We start from the raw sequence: 13,951 nt of genomic DNA on the forward strand, positions 1-13,951 counted from the left end.
TTACAGTAAAAATTTTAGGTATTTAGTTTTGTCTATTTTGTCATTCAGAGCAATCAGGGCTCCTGTTTTTCCAAAGAGTAAATTACTGTCTTGTTCGGTGAATGGCTGCTCCAGTTCGTTTTCCAGAATTTCCAGTGATCTTTTCGTCCAGAAGTTTTCAGCTTTTTTATACTCAGGATGGCTGTCTTTTTCATTAAGCTCATGGTAAAGCTGTACAAGTCCTGAGGTTCCGTGGCAATACTGAATAAACTCTATTCCTGTGTTGGCCATTACTTTTCTTTTGGTGGTTTCCATACCCAGTTCTCGGGCCATTTCTGTGTATCTGTTTTCCTGTAGTGTTTCTCCTGTTTTATAAAGGAGATAAGAGAAGGAAAGATCGCTGTTACACCAGCAAAGTCTGTTATTATGGAAAGGCTTCAGCAGGTTTTGTATTATTTTGTAGTTGTATGGTTTATATATTCTGGCATTTTCTACTTCATGAACATCAAAATTGGAGATAATGAACTCCAGGCAGCTGCTGATAATATATCTAGCTTGATCCGTTATTACCGGAAGGGCTAAAAGATTATTAACAATAGAAAGGTAGCCATAGTTGAATCCTAAGTTAATCCCATCTGCATAGCTGTCGTTCAGCTTGTTTTCAAATGGAATGGGGTGAGAAATACATTCGTCATAAAGTATATTTACGATTTCGCTGCTGTATTTTTCGTTTCCGATGGAGTTGAAATAGTGAAGATTTCCTATAGGTCCATCAAAAAAAGTATAATTGTTTTCATTCAGCATGGTGACAGACTGTTGGAAAATCAGTTCTCCGATGTCTGCAATCTGTTCATCAAAATCATCCTGAATAAGTCCGTCCTGTTTTAGCAAATTCAGAATAATGCCCAGTCCGGTCATTCCTTTGGAGAGATTCGGGAGTGTGTATACATTGTTTTCTTTTTGCAGGTTGCCATTTTCAAATACTTCTTCCAGGATATCGCCTACTTTATTCACATAGATATCATTTCCGGAGATCTGATACTGTGTAAGGAAATAGAGCAGAAGTCCCAGTTTTCCATAAAGCAATCCGTCCGGTAAATTTCCATAATCAAAATCAAGAAGCTTTTGATCGTATTCCTGTAGCAGGGTAGTGATGTTTTGAGATTGTAGAGTTTCCATTATAGATCGTAATTATAGAATGAAACATAATTGTGATTTGTGGTCATGATATTGTTCATCAGATTAATACCAATTCCTGCGATACCTTGGCCTAAAGCCATGTTGATATTGTCGAATTCTGCATTATAGTAGGCATTGAATCCTGCCCATTGTTCATTTTCATTTTTCTTAGACTGAAGAAGATGCTGGTGCCAGTAATCTTTGGCTTCCAGAAAGACATCCTGTTCTGTAAGATGATAAAGGTTTTTATACAGTGCGGATAATCCGGCAGAACCATAAATTAATCCCGGCTCCAGGATGGCAGACTGATCAGTGTCTTTAAATTTTGTGGTATTGATCAGTATTTGCAGTCCTTTGTCGCAATAATCTTTATTGTCTAAAAGAATTCCGGCATTGTAAAAAGTATAACCAATTCCTATTTCTCCGTAAGCCAGATTATGATAATCTATGTAAAGATCTTCGAAGGCATTGAATGGGAAAAGAGTGATATAGTCTGTGGTGTTTTCTTTACAGCTCCAGATGAATGAAAGTCCGGAGTGGATAAGCGCTAAAGATTCCGGAGTATAGATGTTATTTTTGTAAAGGAATAACAAATAGTTGATGACTCCTGTAGTTCCGTGCCCTAAGCCCAGTTCTACATATGGGTTTTCTTTATTGCGAAGATCAAATTTCCAGTAGCTTCCGCTTTCGTGAGTTTGGGTAAGCTCACTGATTTTATCAAGAGTACTATCTATCAGATGTTTTTTATCACTAAGGTTTCTCAATACAAAATACTTGGCAAAGCTCGGAAAACCGCTGGTAAGATCAAGATCTCCTTTTTCTGTTTTCTGGATCAGAATTTCTTCCAGAATTTCATCTATATTTTCCAGTAAAGAATCTATTTCATTGTCTAAAACTTCCTGCTGTTTCAGGAATATAAGATATAATCCCAGCTCTCTTATTTCATCATTAAAATGAAGGCTTTTATAATCTTCTGTTAAAACAGACAGAGACTTTTCAATATAATGGGTTACCAGTTCTAAAGATTCCGATTCCCGGGTCATCAGATAATGATAATAATAGAACATTGAAGCACTTAGAATTCCGTTATTAAGACCTATTCCGGTAAGGGATGTCTCTTTTTTACGGATACATTCTTCTATTTCTGAGATGATTAATTTTTCTTTTTGCATGATGTGAGAGCTGTGAGATTATATAATTTTTTTTAAAAGAGGGAGAGAAGTTCATCCAGCTCCCTCTTTTATAGGAGAAGATTACTTTCTTGTTTGTACCACAGTGTTTCCACCGCAAGAGCACTGTCCACAAGATTGTGCTGCTGCCTGAAGGCTGTTTACTCCTCCTTTTAGGCTATTCATTTGCTCTTCCTGTAATTTGCTGATTTGCTCTTTGTTGATTTGAAGACCCTTAGTTAGTTTCATTTTGTTCATGATGTTTAATTTTAAATGTTATTGTTTATTTTAAATGTGATTTGAAGTGCTGATTATTGAGCCGCTCTGGTTTTTACAATTGTGTTTCCACCGCAAGAACACTGTCCGCAAGATTGAGCCGCTGCCTGAAGGCTGTTAACCCCACCTTTAAGGCTGTTCATTTGCTCCTCCTGAAGCTTGCTGATTTGTTCCTTGTTGATCTGTAAACCTTTTGTTAATTTAATTTTGTGCATGATGTTTGATTTTTAAATTGTTTTTATAAATATTTTCGACTTATTTTGAGAATTACTTCGCAATTCTTGTTTGTACTACAGTATTTCCACCGCAAGAACACTGTCCGCAAGACTGAGCTGCTGCCTGAAGGCTGTTTACTCCTCCTTTAAGACCATTCATTTGCTCTTCCTGAAGTTTGCTGATTTGTTCTTTGTTGATCTGTAGCCCTTTAGATAATTTCATTTTGTTCATGATGTTTAATTTTAAATGTTATTGTTTATTTTAAATGTGATTTGAAGTGCTGATTACTGAGCTGCTCTTGTTTTTACAATTGTGTTTCCACCGCAAGAACACTGTCCGCAAGACTGTGCTGCTGCCTGTAGGCTGTTAACCCCACCTTTTAGGCTGTTCATTTGCTCTTCCTGTAATTTGCTGATTTGCTCTTTGTTGATCTGTAACCCTTTTGTTAATTTAATTTTGTGCATGATGTTTAATTTTTAGATTGTTATTGTTTATTGTAAATGTGATTTGGGTGTTTATTATTGAGCTGCTCTTGTTTTCACAACTGTATTTCCACCGCAAGAACACTGTCCGCAAGATTGAGCCGCTGCCTGAAGGCTGTTAACCCCACCTTTAAGGCTGTTCATTTGCTCCTCCTGAAGCTTGCTGATTTGTTCTTTGTTGATCTGTAAACCTTTTGTTAATTTAATTTTGTGCATGATTTTAAAATTTTTAGAATAGTTGATTGTGGTTATCTTTTCAAGTCATAAAACCTTTATTGGACCCTACTTGCAAGTATATAGTTGATTAATTAATTCTGTTTCTTTCGTCCTCATTCCCGAAGTTTCTCTGCTGCTCAGATTTCAGATTCTTATTCCCGAATTTGTAGCTTAAAGAAACTCTCACCCCTCTGGTGTCGCCATAACTGCTGAAGTCTGTTTTCACCCCATTAGATTCATAAGAGATTACAGGGCGCTGTCCGTTCAGAAGATCCATACCGGTAACCGTCAGCGTCAGTTTTTTATCCAGAAGCAGGAACTTCATAGAGACATCCAGAATATTCATCGTTGAGATATGAAAGATCTGATAACGTCCAGGAAGCTGCAGCCCGTAGTTCGCACTGAAGAATATGGTCTTAGATTTATTCAGTGTGAAATCATTATTTGAATAGAAATAAGCATTATATCCGTCTATTGAGCTGATGAAATCTGTTTTGGATTTTACCTTCTGATAATTCACATTAAACCCTGTAAAGCTGTTCCACCAGGACCATTTATTAAAATTATAATAGGTGGAAACTCCCACCTGATACGTGTTGGCGTAATTCAACGGTGTACTTCTCGTGATATTCGTCTCAGGATCCAGGATAGAAAGATCCTGGCTGAAATCCGATACCTGAGAATAATACACAGAGGATACCCATTTTTGATTTCTCACGTAAGAAAACTCTATATTATCAATAATAGAAGGCTTTAAAAAAGGATTTCCTTCCGAATAATAATAAGGGCTTGTACGCACCACAAACGGATTCAGATAATCGAAATTCGGTCTGCGGATCCTTCTGCTGTAGTTAAGAGAGAATGAGTTTTTATCATTCGGATTATAAGTTACATACGCAGTAGGGAATAATTTCACATAATCATTTTTGTTGGTCTGGTTGAGATTATGAGAATAGCCCGTTGTCTGTGTCGCTTCCATTCTCAATCCAGCCTGGGTTTCCCATTTTTCGCCCAGTTTTTTGCTTGCAGAAACATATAATGCTTCATTATGCTCTTTATAGTTAAAAATATTCGACTGATCTGTATTGAGGACCGGAGTTCCGGTTTTATGATCCATAACCACAAGGTCGTTATTGGTATTGGTGTATGTATATTTCCCCCCGAAGCTTAATGAAGCCCATTTCAGCGGCATTTCTATATCCATCTTTCCGGAATAGTTTTCAATACGGTTCACATTCGTATTTGTAGCCGAGAAAAAGCTTCCCGGAAGAATATTTCTCATAAGATCCAGCTCATTTCCTGCATAAAAGTTGTAATCACTCTTTCTGTAGTGGAAATAATCAAAATCAGTAGTGATTTTTGTGCCTGCAGAATCCACTTTAAAGGTGTTGTACCAGTTAAGAGAGTTCATATTGGGTTTATTGTTCGCGTCTACATCAGAGGTAATGTAGGAGTTAACAGCTCCTGTCGGATTAAACCTTGAGGTGAAAGGACTGTTGGATGAGGTGTTCCTGGTGAAACTGCCCAGGTATTTTGCACCTGTGGTCCATTTTTCAGATATTTTATAATCTACACCAACTCCCAGCCCGAGATTGTTCTCTTCAGACTTATTTTTTACATTCAGAATCCAAAGCTCATCCGGATAGTAAATCTTACTGTCTGATGTGGTGCGGAGTCTTTGAGAATTCGTATTGGCTGTTACCTGCAACGACAGTCTGTTTCTATTGTAGTTAAAAGCTCCCTGAAGACCGCCTCCAGCATAGGTTTTCTGAGTATAATTGCCTCCAATGTTGGCATTCCAGGAATTTGCTCTTCCTTTTTTCAGTTTGATATTGATCAGTCCGCTGTCTCCTTCTGCATCATACTTGGCCGGTGGAGTAGTAATCACTTCAATAGACTGAATATTGTCAGAAGGAATAGATTTTAATAAGCTTGAAAGATCATCCGGTGACATTCTCTGAATACGGTCGTCAATCATTACCAAAACCTCACCTTTTCCTACAATGGATACTTTTTCATCCTGAATACGAACCAGAGGAGTTGTTTTTAAAGCATCTATTGCCGTTCCTCCCGTTGCTGCAACCGAATTTTCCACATTGAAAACAAGACGGTCTATTTTTCTTTCCACCAGTTTTTTCTTTTTGGTCAGGCTGATGGCCTGAATTTCCTGGTTTTCCGGCTGACTGTCTTTTATAGTGTAGCTTCTTGTAATTTCGCCTTCTATATTTTCATTTCCTTCGTATACTTTATTTCCGTTTAAGAAAAATTCCATTTTATAAGAATCTGCTTTAGGAAGTTTAATAGAGAAAAGCCCGTTTTCATCTGTAATTGCAGAGAACTTACTGTCTCCTGCCAGGAGGATAACCTCTACATAAGAAATATTTTTTGCCTTTTCATCAGATACTTTACCGGAAATACTCTGAGCGTTAAGGTGAACGCCCATTCCTATGAAGGATAATAACGGTATTAAGTATTTCTTTGTCATGTCTTTTATTTTATGTTTCAAATGTAGAATGTTGTGTTTTGAATGATGCTACACGGAAGTGTAGTTTTAGGCGGTTTGCTGTAATACTACACTTTGGTGTAGGGCACTTACCTCCTGTGTGGACATCAGATGATAGTTCTTGTCCAGGAACTTTTTCAGCCCGTTATAAGTAAGCATTACAGGAATCGTTTCAGAACCCAGATAATGGATAGGCTCGGCTAATGTAACAGCCTCAATTCCCATCAGTTTAAGAACTTTCAGAAGCTTTGCATCACATTCAGCAATAGCAACAGCGTTTTTGTTGCAGCAAACCTCATTGATTGCATAAGCCATTAATGTTTTGAAAATCCCAAATCCGGTTTTATCAATTCCTTTTTTAATAGCAAATCTTCCGATATGCCAGATGTTGGTCGTTTTGTTTTTGATAAAAGAAGAAGGATTGATATGGAAAAGTTTCTCCAATGGAAGGACATCTTTATGGTTCCATTTAAAAACTCTTATAGAACCATTGATCTTACCTTCGTGATCTCTGGAAACAAAAATCTTAGACTTTTTAAAGTTCTTCTCTTCATGATAGATATCTTCTACTTCAGCCTTAAACTGATCCGTATCAGAATAACTTTCATGATGGTTAAAGTTTTCGGTAACAACAAATTCTGCTAATTCGTATAAGTTTTTATTACTTAAAGAATAAAAGTTAAGATGTTCCATATTTTTTTATCTTTATAGTAAAATTATTACACTGAATAGTGGGATATGCTACACTTTAGTGTAGATTCCTTAAAGTCTACACTAAAGTGTAGTAACCTGAAAACTGTACCTTAAAAACTAAACTATGGAAGAGATTGGAAAATTCTTTTCAAATAAAAACAGCATCAGCGCGATCTCAGAGTCAGAGAATAACCAGACTTCTGACTACCTTGAGGTCATTAAAGCCTTTGCGAGAATCACTTACATGAGTCTGTATGTCATAGACTATCAGAAGCAAAACTTCGAGTATGTATCAGATAACCCATTATTTCTTTGTGATCATACTCCTAAAGAAGTGGAAACCATGGGTTATGCTTTCTATTTCCGGCATGTGAAAAAAGAAGATCTGGATCTGTTATTTAAAATCAATGAAGTAGGATTTGAATTCTATGAAAATCTGCCGGTGAACGAAAGAAAACTATACACCATTTCTTATGATTTTCATTTGGTGAATGAAAGTAAAAATACCATCCTTATCAACCACAAGCTGACTCCTCTTTTCTTATCTTCAGAAGGTAAAATGTGGAAAGCCATGTGTATTGTCTCTTTATCTCACAACCATGCCTCCGGAAATATCTCTATTGTAAAGCAGGGAACAGACGAAATCTGGAATTATGATCTGAAAGATAGCAGATGGATCAAAGAAGAGAAAGTAAAGCTCTCGGAAAGAGAAGCCGAAATTTTGCGGTTATATGCCCAGGGACTTACCATCAATGAAATTGCCGATAAAATCTATGTAACAGGTGATACCGTAAAATTTCACAGAAGAAAACTGTTTGACAAAATGGGAGTAAGTAATATTACGGAAGCGCTTTCCTACGCTACCAATTACAAACTGATTTAAGCTCAGAGTGTATAAGTAGCTATTCGGAAATAGCATTCATATAGAACTGTGGAAAAGTTTTATAGGGCTTTCCTGTGGCTATTTTGAACATGACGTGAGTACACATTCCGGCAACAATCCATGAAGCGATGGCCAACTGAGGAGGAGGAAGATTTTCTTTTTCCTTCTTATAATCGTCAATGATATTTTCCAGCCACTCATTGGGAGTTCTCCAAAACCGGAGATAACCTGCAATGTACTCTACCATTTTCAGTTCATTAAAATTGTCATCAGAAAGAATGTCCAAAGGAAGTCCATCAGGTTCCAGAACAGCTACCAGGCCTCCCCAGCCAAGATTATAAGGATGCAGTACGTGTATTCCTCTTTCCTGGCATATTTTATCAAAAACAACAGGAATATTGCTTGAAAAATCAAGTGCATTAATCGCAATATCATGATCTCCGATTATTTCATGAACATTATCAGGTGTGATAAATTCACTCCGGTACCGGATATTGGCATCCGGATTAATGCTTTTTAACCGATGGTATAAGGTTTCAGCTTTATAGGAAGAAATATCCTGATGGGTATAGTTTTGTCTGTTCAGGTTAGACTGTTCAATAGTGTCACCATCTACAATGGTAATATTTTCAAAGCCAAAACGAAGGGCGCATTCTGCAATATTGCTGCCAATTCCGCTTCCTGCAAGCAAAATAGAAAAATCTTTTATTGCGTGCTGCTCTTCTTTCTGTACATATAGCCTGTTTCGAGAATATTTTGTTTCCATTGCTTCTATTTTAATACAAAAATAGGGGGATGCACCCTAATTCTTACTACACGATAGTTTAGTTTTGATCCTGAAAATCAAAATAAAAGCATGCAAAACATAGATTAAATATAGGTTTGGAGATAATAGCTTGTTTTATTATTCAACGAACGGTGATTAAAATGAAGTGTAAAAGATATTCTATACCTATTTTGTCAGATTTATTAATTTTTGACTTTATTTTCAAGATTTTCCAGCCTTTCAAAAATATCTGTGAAAATATTTTTATCTGCTGCAGAAACGTATCCTACAATCTTATAATATTCATGATGATAAGTGTCTTTTCCTTTGACTTCAGAAGCATATTGAAGATGGCCGTTTTTATAGAGTAACAAATTAGATAAAGAGCCATTTTTTAAATCAGACTTATTTAAAAATAAAATGTCACCGAAGTTATATTGAGCAAGCAATTGTTTGTCAAAAGTAAATTCATAAACCAAATCTACGGATGCTAATATTTTTTGCAATATTGATGCGTTTGGATTGTTTTCTTCCGTTTTTGTCTTTGCTTCTTTGCTGTTTTGAATCGCCAGCTCCGGAAAAAGCATAAGTTGGTTAATCTCAGAAACGCTTGCCAGCTGGTTTACATCAATGGTTTCAGTCAGTAATTGATCAAGAGTAAGGTCAAAATGATGGGCTACTTTTAATAGAGTTTCAATCTTCGGTTCAGCACGTTCTTCTTCATAAGAGCTTATGACTCCTCTGTTTAAATTAAATAAATCAGCAAAAGCTTTTTGGCTTAATCCCTTTACCTGTCTTATTTTTTTAATATTAGCCCCAAAAAAGCTCATTTTGTCTCATTATTTTTGCAAAAGTAGAAAATATGAAATGATATTAAAAATATTTGCACGCTACTATTTCGGGTAGAAACATTCTTTTTTATCAATACTTGATAATTGGAAAACTCATGGAATAAAATTCTGTACCCATAATATTCTATAGTTCTGTATCTGTATCCAAAATTAAATAGTCCATAATTTTGTTTAGCTAAAGAAGAAAATATGGAAACAATCATTCAACATCAGAAACAGTTTCAATATGCTGAAGCTTATATATCAGATATGTGGGTGCTGAAAAATATTTTTCTGGAAACACAGAACCTGAAGACAATAGATCAAAATTTCGGACTTCCTTTTCTTGTAGCTAAAAATGGGAGAGAAGCCGTTGCTTTTGCCAGCCTTATCATTAATGAAAAAGATGAAATCTCTTTTAAAATCTATGATAAAAACAGAATAACAGAAGCCGAAAAGAGAAATTTCTTTTCCCGGGCTGAAAGATATTTTAAAAATAGTAATACCTCTAATTTCAAAGATCCGGAACAGTTAAAAAGCAGTATCAGCAGTATGATCAGCTGGCTGAATCCTGAATAAAGACAGGATAAAATTGTACATTTACGTAAAACACTCATTCTATGCCTAAAGATGTTCTGTACCTTAAAATAGCCAATTCTGTCACAGAGCAGATTAAAAGTGAAACCCTGCAGTTTGGAGACAGGCTGCCTTCATTGAGAAGTGCCCAAAAGTTATACAATGTGAGTCTGAATACCATAAAACAGGCTTATATGGAACTGGAAAGCCGTTCTCTGGTAGAATCACGCCCTAAATATGGATATTATGTAAGCCAGACTTCTCAGAGAAAACTGGCACTGCCTTCCGTGGCTCAGATGAAAGTCTCAGAAAAAAAGAATACACCGCAGGACCTTATTGATAAAGTATTTGGCGTAATTGGAGGAAAGGATATCACACAGTTTGGATTGGGAATTCCCGGTAAAAGCCTTCTTCCGGTGGCTAAAATGAAGAAATGTGTAATTGATGTCATGAAAAGGAAGAATGACAGCGGAACTAATTATGAACCCGTACAGGGAAGCGAAATATTGCGCCGCGAAATTGCCAAATGGTCAATGGTCATGGAAGGAAAGATCACAGAAGATGATCTTGTAATTACTTCCGGAGCGATGAATGCGGTTTACAATTGCTTAATGGCAGTTACGCAGCCCGGCGATTCAGTGGCGGTGGAAAGTCCGGTATATTTTGGTATTCTTCAGGCGATTCAGCTGCTGGGATTGAAGGCGGTAGAAATTCCCACACATCCCATTACAGGAGTAGATCTGGAGGCTTTGAAGAAAGTGCTGCCAAAGCTTTCTGCATGTTGTTTTGTGGTGAATTATAATAATCCGTTAGGATTTCAGATGCCTGATGAAAATAAAAAAGAATTGGTTAAAATGCTTACTGAGCATAATGTTCCCCTGGTGGAAGATGACGTCTACGGAAACATTTATTTTGGAGCAGGAAGACCAAAGCCGTGTAAATATTATGATGAAGCCGGAATTGTGATGTGGGTAGGTTCAGTGTCCAAAACATTGGCTCCGGGTTTTAGAGTAGGCTGGGTGGCTCCGGGGAAATTTAAAGAAAAAATTATTCGTCAGAAATTGGTTCAGACGGTGAGTGGACCTTCTTTGTTTTCAGATGTGATTGCAGATTTCCTTGCCCACGGGCGTTATGATCATCATTTGAGAATGTTCAGAAAGAAATTGTATGCCAACTACCTTCAGATCCAAAAATCGGTGATTGAATATTTTCCGGATAATACAAAAATCTCAGAACCCAAAGGCGGTTTTATGCTCTGGCTGGAACTGGATAAGCGGATCTGCACGGAAGATCTTTATGATTTGGCGGTCAGCCAGAATATAAACTTTGCCCCCGGAAGAATGTTCTCACAATACAATCAGTATCAGAACTGTATGCGCCTGAATTATGCATTAGAATGGACAGACAGAGTGGAAAGTGACCTGGAAAAGCTGGGAAAAATGATAAAAAACAGAATTTAATAAACCTTATAGTGATGAATGATATCAAGAATGAAGTAAAAATTGTAGCGTATGAGCCTCAATACAAAGAAGCTTTCAAAGCGTTGAATGAAGAATGGATCAAAACTTTTTTTGTAATGGAAGCAGGAGATTATAAGCTGCTAGACCATCCGGAAGAAGAAATTTTAAATAAAGATGGGCATATTGCCTTTGCTTTGTTGGATGGAGAGGTTGTAGGAACCTGCGCATTGGTAAAAACAGAAAATCATCCTCTTACCTTTGAGCTGTCAAAGATGGCGGTAAGTCCTAAAGCGCAAGGGAAAAAATTAGGCTACCTGCTGGGAAATGCTTTGGTAGAAAAAGCGAAAGAATTAAAAGCTGAAAAAGTGTTTTTGGTTACCAATTCTATTTTGGTTCCGGCTATTAAACTTTATGAAAAATTAGGTTTTATTCATACTCCTGTCGGCAAAGCTGAGTATGACCGTGCAGATGTGCGAATGGAATTGGTTTTCAGTAAATAAACCAAAAAAAATATTAGAACAAGGATATTCCTATCCGAGTTCTAATATTAAAATTAAATCTAATTGCTTTACTGTTTTATTTCTTGATAAATGTCTTAGTTAGTGACTTTTTGCTACCATTGATTTTAATGAAATACATTCCCGCGGGAAGGTTTCCAATGCTTATTTTTTCATCATAAAAACCTCTTGAAGATTTCAAATGTGACGTTGATACAAGAGATCCTTTACTGTCGATGATTTCTATTTTAATTTCCTTATCCTCAGACTTGTACTGAATTCCAATGAATGCTGAAACAGGATTCGGATAGATTTTAAAATCATCAGAAACTACTTTCGTTTCTTTTGCACCTAATACTCCCTTTGAACATTCCGGAATTCTGTTAACCCCATCAATTTCCCATGAAGATTGTACAGGAATACAAAGCCAGTTCAGTACCGTAGGAAAGTGATCTGTTTCTCTCGTTGTTGAGGTATAATCATACACTTTAAAATTATTCACTGTACCCGCATTATAAGTTGGAGAACCTGTCACTGTCATGTTATTAGCATTTGGACTGGAATCTGTCAATGTATTTCCAGAAGTTCCATTACATTTCCAATTCGCTACCAGTTGAGAATAATATGGATGTGAAGAGGTAATATCCTGGTTAGCCCAATTCACAATAACATCATTGGGAAGTACAGATTTCCAGATTCTTACATCTTTATAAGAAGCTGCCAGATTAATTCCGTAAGTATTTGTTCCATCCTGATTTAAGGTCAAAGGAAGCCCGGAATCAATATTTCCGATGGTATTCATTTTGGCAAAAGTAACCGGAACACCATCTTCATATAATGTTACAAGACCATCCCTGTCAAAGCTGGCAGCAATATGTTTCCATTTATTCGTTTCCACTTTTCCGCCAACAAGATCTATTCTGTTAGTTCCATCGCCAATATTCATTTTAAAAGTCTGGCCGGAATATCCTGAGAAAACAAATCCTTTATTTTTTCCATTAGCCCAGTTTTTATTACTGATCATCACCGGATCACTGGAATAGGATGCATTAGGTTTTACCCAAAATTCAATGGTGAAATCCTGATTCGTTCCAAAATTAAAAGGGGTCTGATTTGCTGGCTTTGCATAAGTCCCGGCAGGGAAATTCAGCTGGTTAAAGGTCTTATTGGATTCCAAAACAGTCTTGCTGATCTGCTGAGGGGTAAATCCGGGATTGGAATAGACCGTGAAAATATTTCTCTCCGTAAGGTTTCCTCCTCCATGAGAACTTTCAATGGCTCCGTGATCGGTAGTTAATACAACCAGCCAGTCTTCATTATTATAAGAAGGTCTGTTTTTCATGGCGGCAACAATCTCTCCGATGTAAGTATCCGTGGTCTGAATAGAAGAAACATATTGAGGAACCGTTGAAGCAAAGCCATAAGAGTGTCCTGCGTGATCTACATCATCAAAATCTACAAAAAGAATATCAGGATTGTCATTCTGCAAAGCGTTTACCGCTGCATTTTTTACAGCAAGATCCGTCGCGAGATTCGTTTTTACATCTGCATTGTTCACAATTTTATCATTGATAGGCACCCAGTGTGCAAGCGAAATTGTTCTCAGGTTTGGATTGTAAGTTTCGGCTCTTGTTAAAAAGTCAGGATAATTAACATAGTTCGGACTGGTAAAGTTATTGTCCTGAACATTATGCTTGGTATGCCATACACCGGTAAGCATGGTGCTCCATCCGTTTCCGCTCCAGGTGGTGGCGGCACAAAGTCCGTCAATAGAGTAAATCGACTGATTTATAAGGTTTTGGATGTTAGGAGTAGGGGTAGACATCATTACATCTGCACGACATCCGTCGATACCGATAAAAAGAACTTTTTTGGTCTGAGCTCCAAGGAAACAGCTCATTACAACAGCCATTGAGAATAGTTTTGTTTTCATGGGAATAGGTTTTTGAATTACAAAAGTTTACAAATAGTAATTTATATTTAATTATTGTAAAATTAGTTTACTATTTGTAAACTTTCATGAACTGAAAGTTAATTAATTGATAATTAAAAATTTCCGAAAAAAGATTTCTAAAATCTCTGATTGATCATACTAAACCGAGACTGTTTCAAAAGTGTCATTCTGATCGAAATGGAATGTAGTGAAGAATCTCATGTATTTGGTTGTTAATAAGATTCTTCCTTCGTCAGAATGACAACGGCCAAATTATTTGTCTGTTGTGAAAA

General features: G+C 36.7%; 16 protein-coding genes. 4 read left to right on the forward strand and 12 right to left on the reverse strand.

The window, feature by feature from the left end; translation table 11 throughout:
• The 9 genes from CLU97_RS04110 to CLU97_RS04150 form a co-directional block, all read right to left on the reverse strand.
• On the reverse strand, positions 1-1,158 hold the full coding sequence (locus tag CLU97_RS04110) for a lanthionine synthetase LanC family protein (RefSeq protein WP_121486818.1): 1,158 nt from the start codon (positions 1,156-1,158) through the stop codon (positions 1-3).
• On the reverse strand, positions 1,158-2,330 hold the full coding sequence (locus tag CLU97_RS04115) for a lanthionine synthetase LanC family protein (RefSeq protein ID WP_121486819.1): 1,173 nt from the start codon (positions 2,328-2,330) through the stop codon (positions 1,158-1,160). The genes CLU97_RS04110 and CLU97_RS04115 overlap by 1 nt, the downstream gene beginning before the upstream one ends.
• Positions 2,331-2,411: 81 nt before the next feature.
• The gene (locus CLU97_RS04120) at positions 2,412-2,576 is read right to left on the reverse strand and encodes a class I lanthipeptide (RefSeq protein WP_175579922.1); all 165 of its coding nucleotides are present in this window, start codon (positions 2,574-2,576) and stop codon (positions 2,412-2,414) included.
• Positions 2,577-2,638: 62 nt separating this feature from the next.
• A complete protein-coding gene (locus CLU97_RS04125; protein ID WP_076595230.1) occupies positions 2,639-2,818 on the reverse strand; it encodes a class I lanthipeptide in 180 nt (59 codons plus the stop codon).
• Positions 2,819-2,870: 52 nt separating this feature from the next.
• Entirely contained in the window at positions 2,871-3,050 is a 180-nt protein-coding gene (locus tag CLU97_RS04130) for a class I lanthipeptide (protein ID WP_089693423.1), read from the reverse strand.
• Between the two features lie 53 nt (positions 3,051-3,103).
• Positions 3,104-3,283 carry a class I lanthipeptide gene (locus tag CLU97_RS04135; RefSeq protein WP_076595230.1) on the reverse strand — a complete coding sequence of 60 codons (180 nt, stop codon included), beginning with the start codon at positions 3,281-3,283 and terminating at the stop codon, positions 3,104-3,106.
• A 54-nt stretch (positions 3,284-3,337) separates the two neighbouring features.
• Positions 3,338-3,517 (reverse strand): class I lanthipeptide, encoded by a 180-nt coding sequence (locus CLU97_RS04140; RefSeq protein ID WP_076595229.1) that lies wholly within the window; start codon positions 3,515-3,517, stop codon positions 3,338-3,340.
• An 88-nt stretch (positions 3,518-3,605) separates the two neighbouring features.
• Positions 3,606-6,002 (reverse strand): outer membrane beta-barrel family protein, encoded by a 2,397-nt coding sequence (locus CLU97_RS04145; RefSeq protein WP_228437517.1) that lies wholly within the window; start codon positions 6,000-6,002, stop codon positions 3,606-3,608.
• A gap of 66 nt (positions 6,003-6,068) precedes the next feature.
• Positions 6,069-6,713, reverse strand: coding sequence for a hypothetical protein (locus CLU97_RS04150; protein ID WP_121486820.1), 645 nt, complete (start codon positions 6,711-6,713; stop codon positions 6,069-6,071).
• 124 nt (positions 6,714-6,837) lie between these two features.
• Between CLU97_RS04150 and CLU97_RS04155 the strand changes: the two genes are divergently transcribed.
• Positions 6,838-7,596, forward strand: coding sequence for a response regulator transcription factor (locus CLU97_RS04155; RefSeq protein WP_121486821.1), 759 nt, complete (start codon positions 6,838-6,840; stop codon positions 7,594-7,596).
• A gap of 19 nt (positions 7,597-7,615) precedes the next feature.
• Here the strand turns inward: CLU97_RS04155 and CLU97_RS04160 are convergent, their stop codons facing one another.
• Together CLU97_RS04160 and CLU97_RS04165 are read right to left on the reverse strand one after the other, a co-directional pair.
• Positions 7,616-8,362, reverse strand: coding sequence for a ThiF family adenylyltransferase (locus CLU97_RS04160; RefSeq protein ID WP_121486822.1), 747 nt, complete (start codon positions 8,360-8,362; stop codon positions 7,616-7,618).
• Between the two features lie 203 nt (positions 8,363-8,565).
• On the reverse strand, positions 8,566-9,192 hold the full coding sequence (locus CLU97_RS04165; protein WP_121486823.1) for a helix-turn-helix domain-containing protein: 627 nt from the start codon (positions 9,190-9,192) through the stop codon (positions 8,566-8,568).
• A gap of 210 nt (positions 9,193-9,402) precedes the next feature.
• On the opposite strand from CLU97_RS04165, the gene CLU97_RS04170 reads away from it, so the two are divergent.
• From CLU97_RS04170 to CLU97_RS04180, 3 genes are read left to right on the forward strand one after another with little or no spacing between them, the layout of a single operon-like run.
• Positions 9,403-9,771, forward strand: coding sequence for a hypothetical protein (locus CLU97_RS04170; RefSeq protein ID WP_121486824.1), 369 nt, complete (start codon positions 9,403-9,405; stop codon positions 9,769-9,771).
• A gap of 41 nt (positions 9,772-9,812) precedes the next feature.
• On the forward strand, positions 9,813-11,228 hold the full coding sequence (locus tag CLU97_RS04175) for a PLP-dependent aminotransferase family protein (protein WP_121486825.1): 1,416 nt from the start codon (positions 9,813-9,815) through the stop codon (positions 11,226-11,228).
• Between the two features lie 14 nt (positions 11,229-11,242).
• Entirely contained in the window at positions 11,243-11,728 is a 486-nt protein-coding gene (locus CLU97_RS04180; protein ID WP_121486826.1) for a GNAT family N-acetyltransferase, read from the forward strand.
• 76 nt (positions 11,729-11,804) lie between these two features.
• On the opposite strand, the gene CLU97_RS04185 is transcribed toward CLU97_RS04180, so the two are convergent.
• Positions 11,805-13,658 carry an alkaline phosphatase family protein gene (locus tag CLU97_RS04185; protein ID WP_121486827.1) on the reverse strand — a complete coding sequence of 618 codons (1,854 nt, stop codon included), beginning with the start codon at positions 13,656-13,658 and terminating at the stop codon, positions 11,805-11,807.
• Between the last annotated feature and the right edge of the window lie 293 nt (positions 13,659-13,951).

The organism is Chryseobacterium sp. 7 (assembly GCF_003663845.1).
GTDB lineage: Bacteria > Bacteroidota > Bacteroidia > Flavobacteriales > Weeksellaceae > Chryseobacterium.

What these genes read in the sequence shown, in the direction of transcription:
- CLU97_RS04110 (WP_121486818.1), bottom strand. Translation starts at nt 1,158, where the DNA reads ATGGAAACTCTACAATCTCAAAACATCACTACCCTGCTACAGGAATAC.
- CLU97_RS04115 (WP_121486819.1), bottom strand. Translation starts at nt 2,330, where the DNA reads ATGCAAAAAGAAAAATTAATCATCTCAGAAATAGAAGAATGTATCCGT.
- CLU97_RS04120 (WP_175579922.1), bottom strand. Translation starts at nt 2,576, where the DNA reads ATGAAACTAACTAAGGGTCTTCAAATCAACAAAGAGCAAATCAGCAAA.
- CLU97_RS04125 (WP_076595230.1), bottom strand. Translation starts at nt 2,818, where the DNA reads ATGCACAAAATTAAATTAACAAAAGGTTTACAGATCAACAAGGAACAA.
- CLU97_RS04130 (WP_089693423.1), bottom strand. Translation starts at nt 3,050, where the DNA reads ATGAACAAAATGAAATTATCTAAAGGGCTACAGATCAACAAAGAACAA.
- CLU97_RS04135 (WP_076595230.1), bottom strand. Translation starts at nt 3,283, where the DNA reads ATGCACAAAATTAAATTAACAAAAGGGTTACAGATCAACAAAGAGCAA.
- CLU97_RS04140 (WP_076595229.1), bottom strand. Translation starts at nt 3,517, where the DNA reads ATGCACAAAATTAAATTAACAAAAGGTTTACAGATCAACAAAGAACAA.
- CLU97_RS04145 (WP_228437517.1), bottom strand. Translation starts at nt 6,002, where the DNA reads ATGACAAAGAAATACTTAATACCGTTATTATCCTTCATAGGAATGGGC.
- CLU97_RS04150 (WP_121486820.1), bottom strand. Translation starts at nt 6,713, where the DNA reads ATGGAACATCTTAACTTTTATTCTTTAAGTAATAAAAACTTATACGAA.
- CLU97_RS04155 (WP_121486821.1), top strand. Translation starts at nt 6,838, where the DNA reads ATGGAAGAGATTGGAAAATTCTTTTCAAATAAAAACAGCATCAGCGCG.
- CLU97_RS04160 (WP_121486822.1), bottom strand. Translation starts at nt 8,362, where the DNA reads ATGGAAACAAAATATTCTCGAAACAGGCTATATGTACAGAAAGAAGAG.
- CLU97_RS04165 (WP_121486823.1), bottom strand. Translation starts at nt 9,192, where the DNA reads ATGAGCTTTTTTGGGGCTAATATTAAAAAAATAAGACAGGTAAAGGGA.
- CLU97_RS04170 (WP_121486824.1), top strand. Translation starts at nt 9,403, where the DNA reads ATGGAAACAATCATTCAACATCAGAAACAGTTTCAATATGCTGAAGCT.
- CLU97_RS04175 (WP_121486825.1), top strand. Translation starts at nt 9,813, where the DNA reads ATGCCTAAAGATGTTCTGTACCTTAAAATAGCCAATTCTGTCACAGAG.
- CLU97_RS04180 (WP_121486826.1), top strand. Translation starts at nt 11,243, where the DNA reads ATGAATGATATCAAGAATGAAGTAAAAATTGTAGCGTATGAGCCTCAA.
- CLU97_RS04185 (WP_121486827.1), bottom strand. Translation starts at nt 13,658, where the DNA reads ATGAAAACAAAACTATTCTCAATGGCTGTTGTAATGAGCTGTTTCCTT.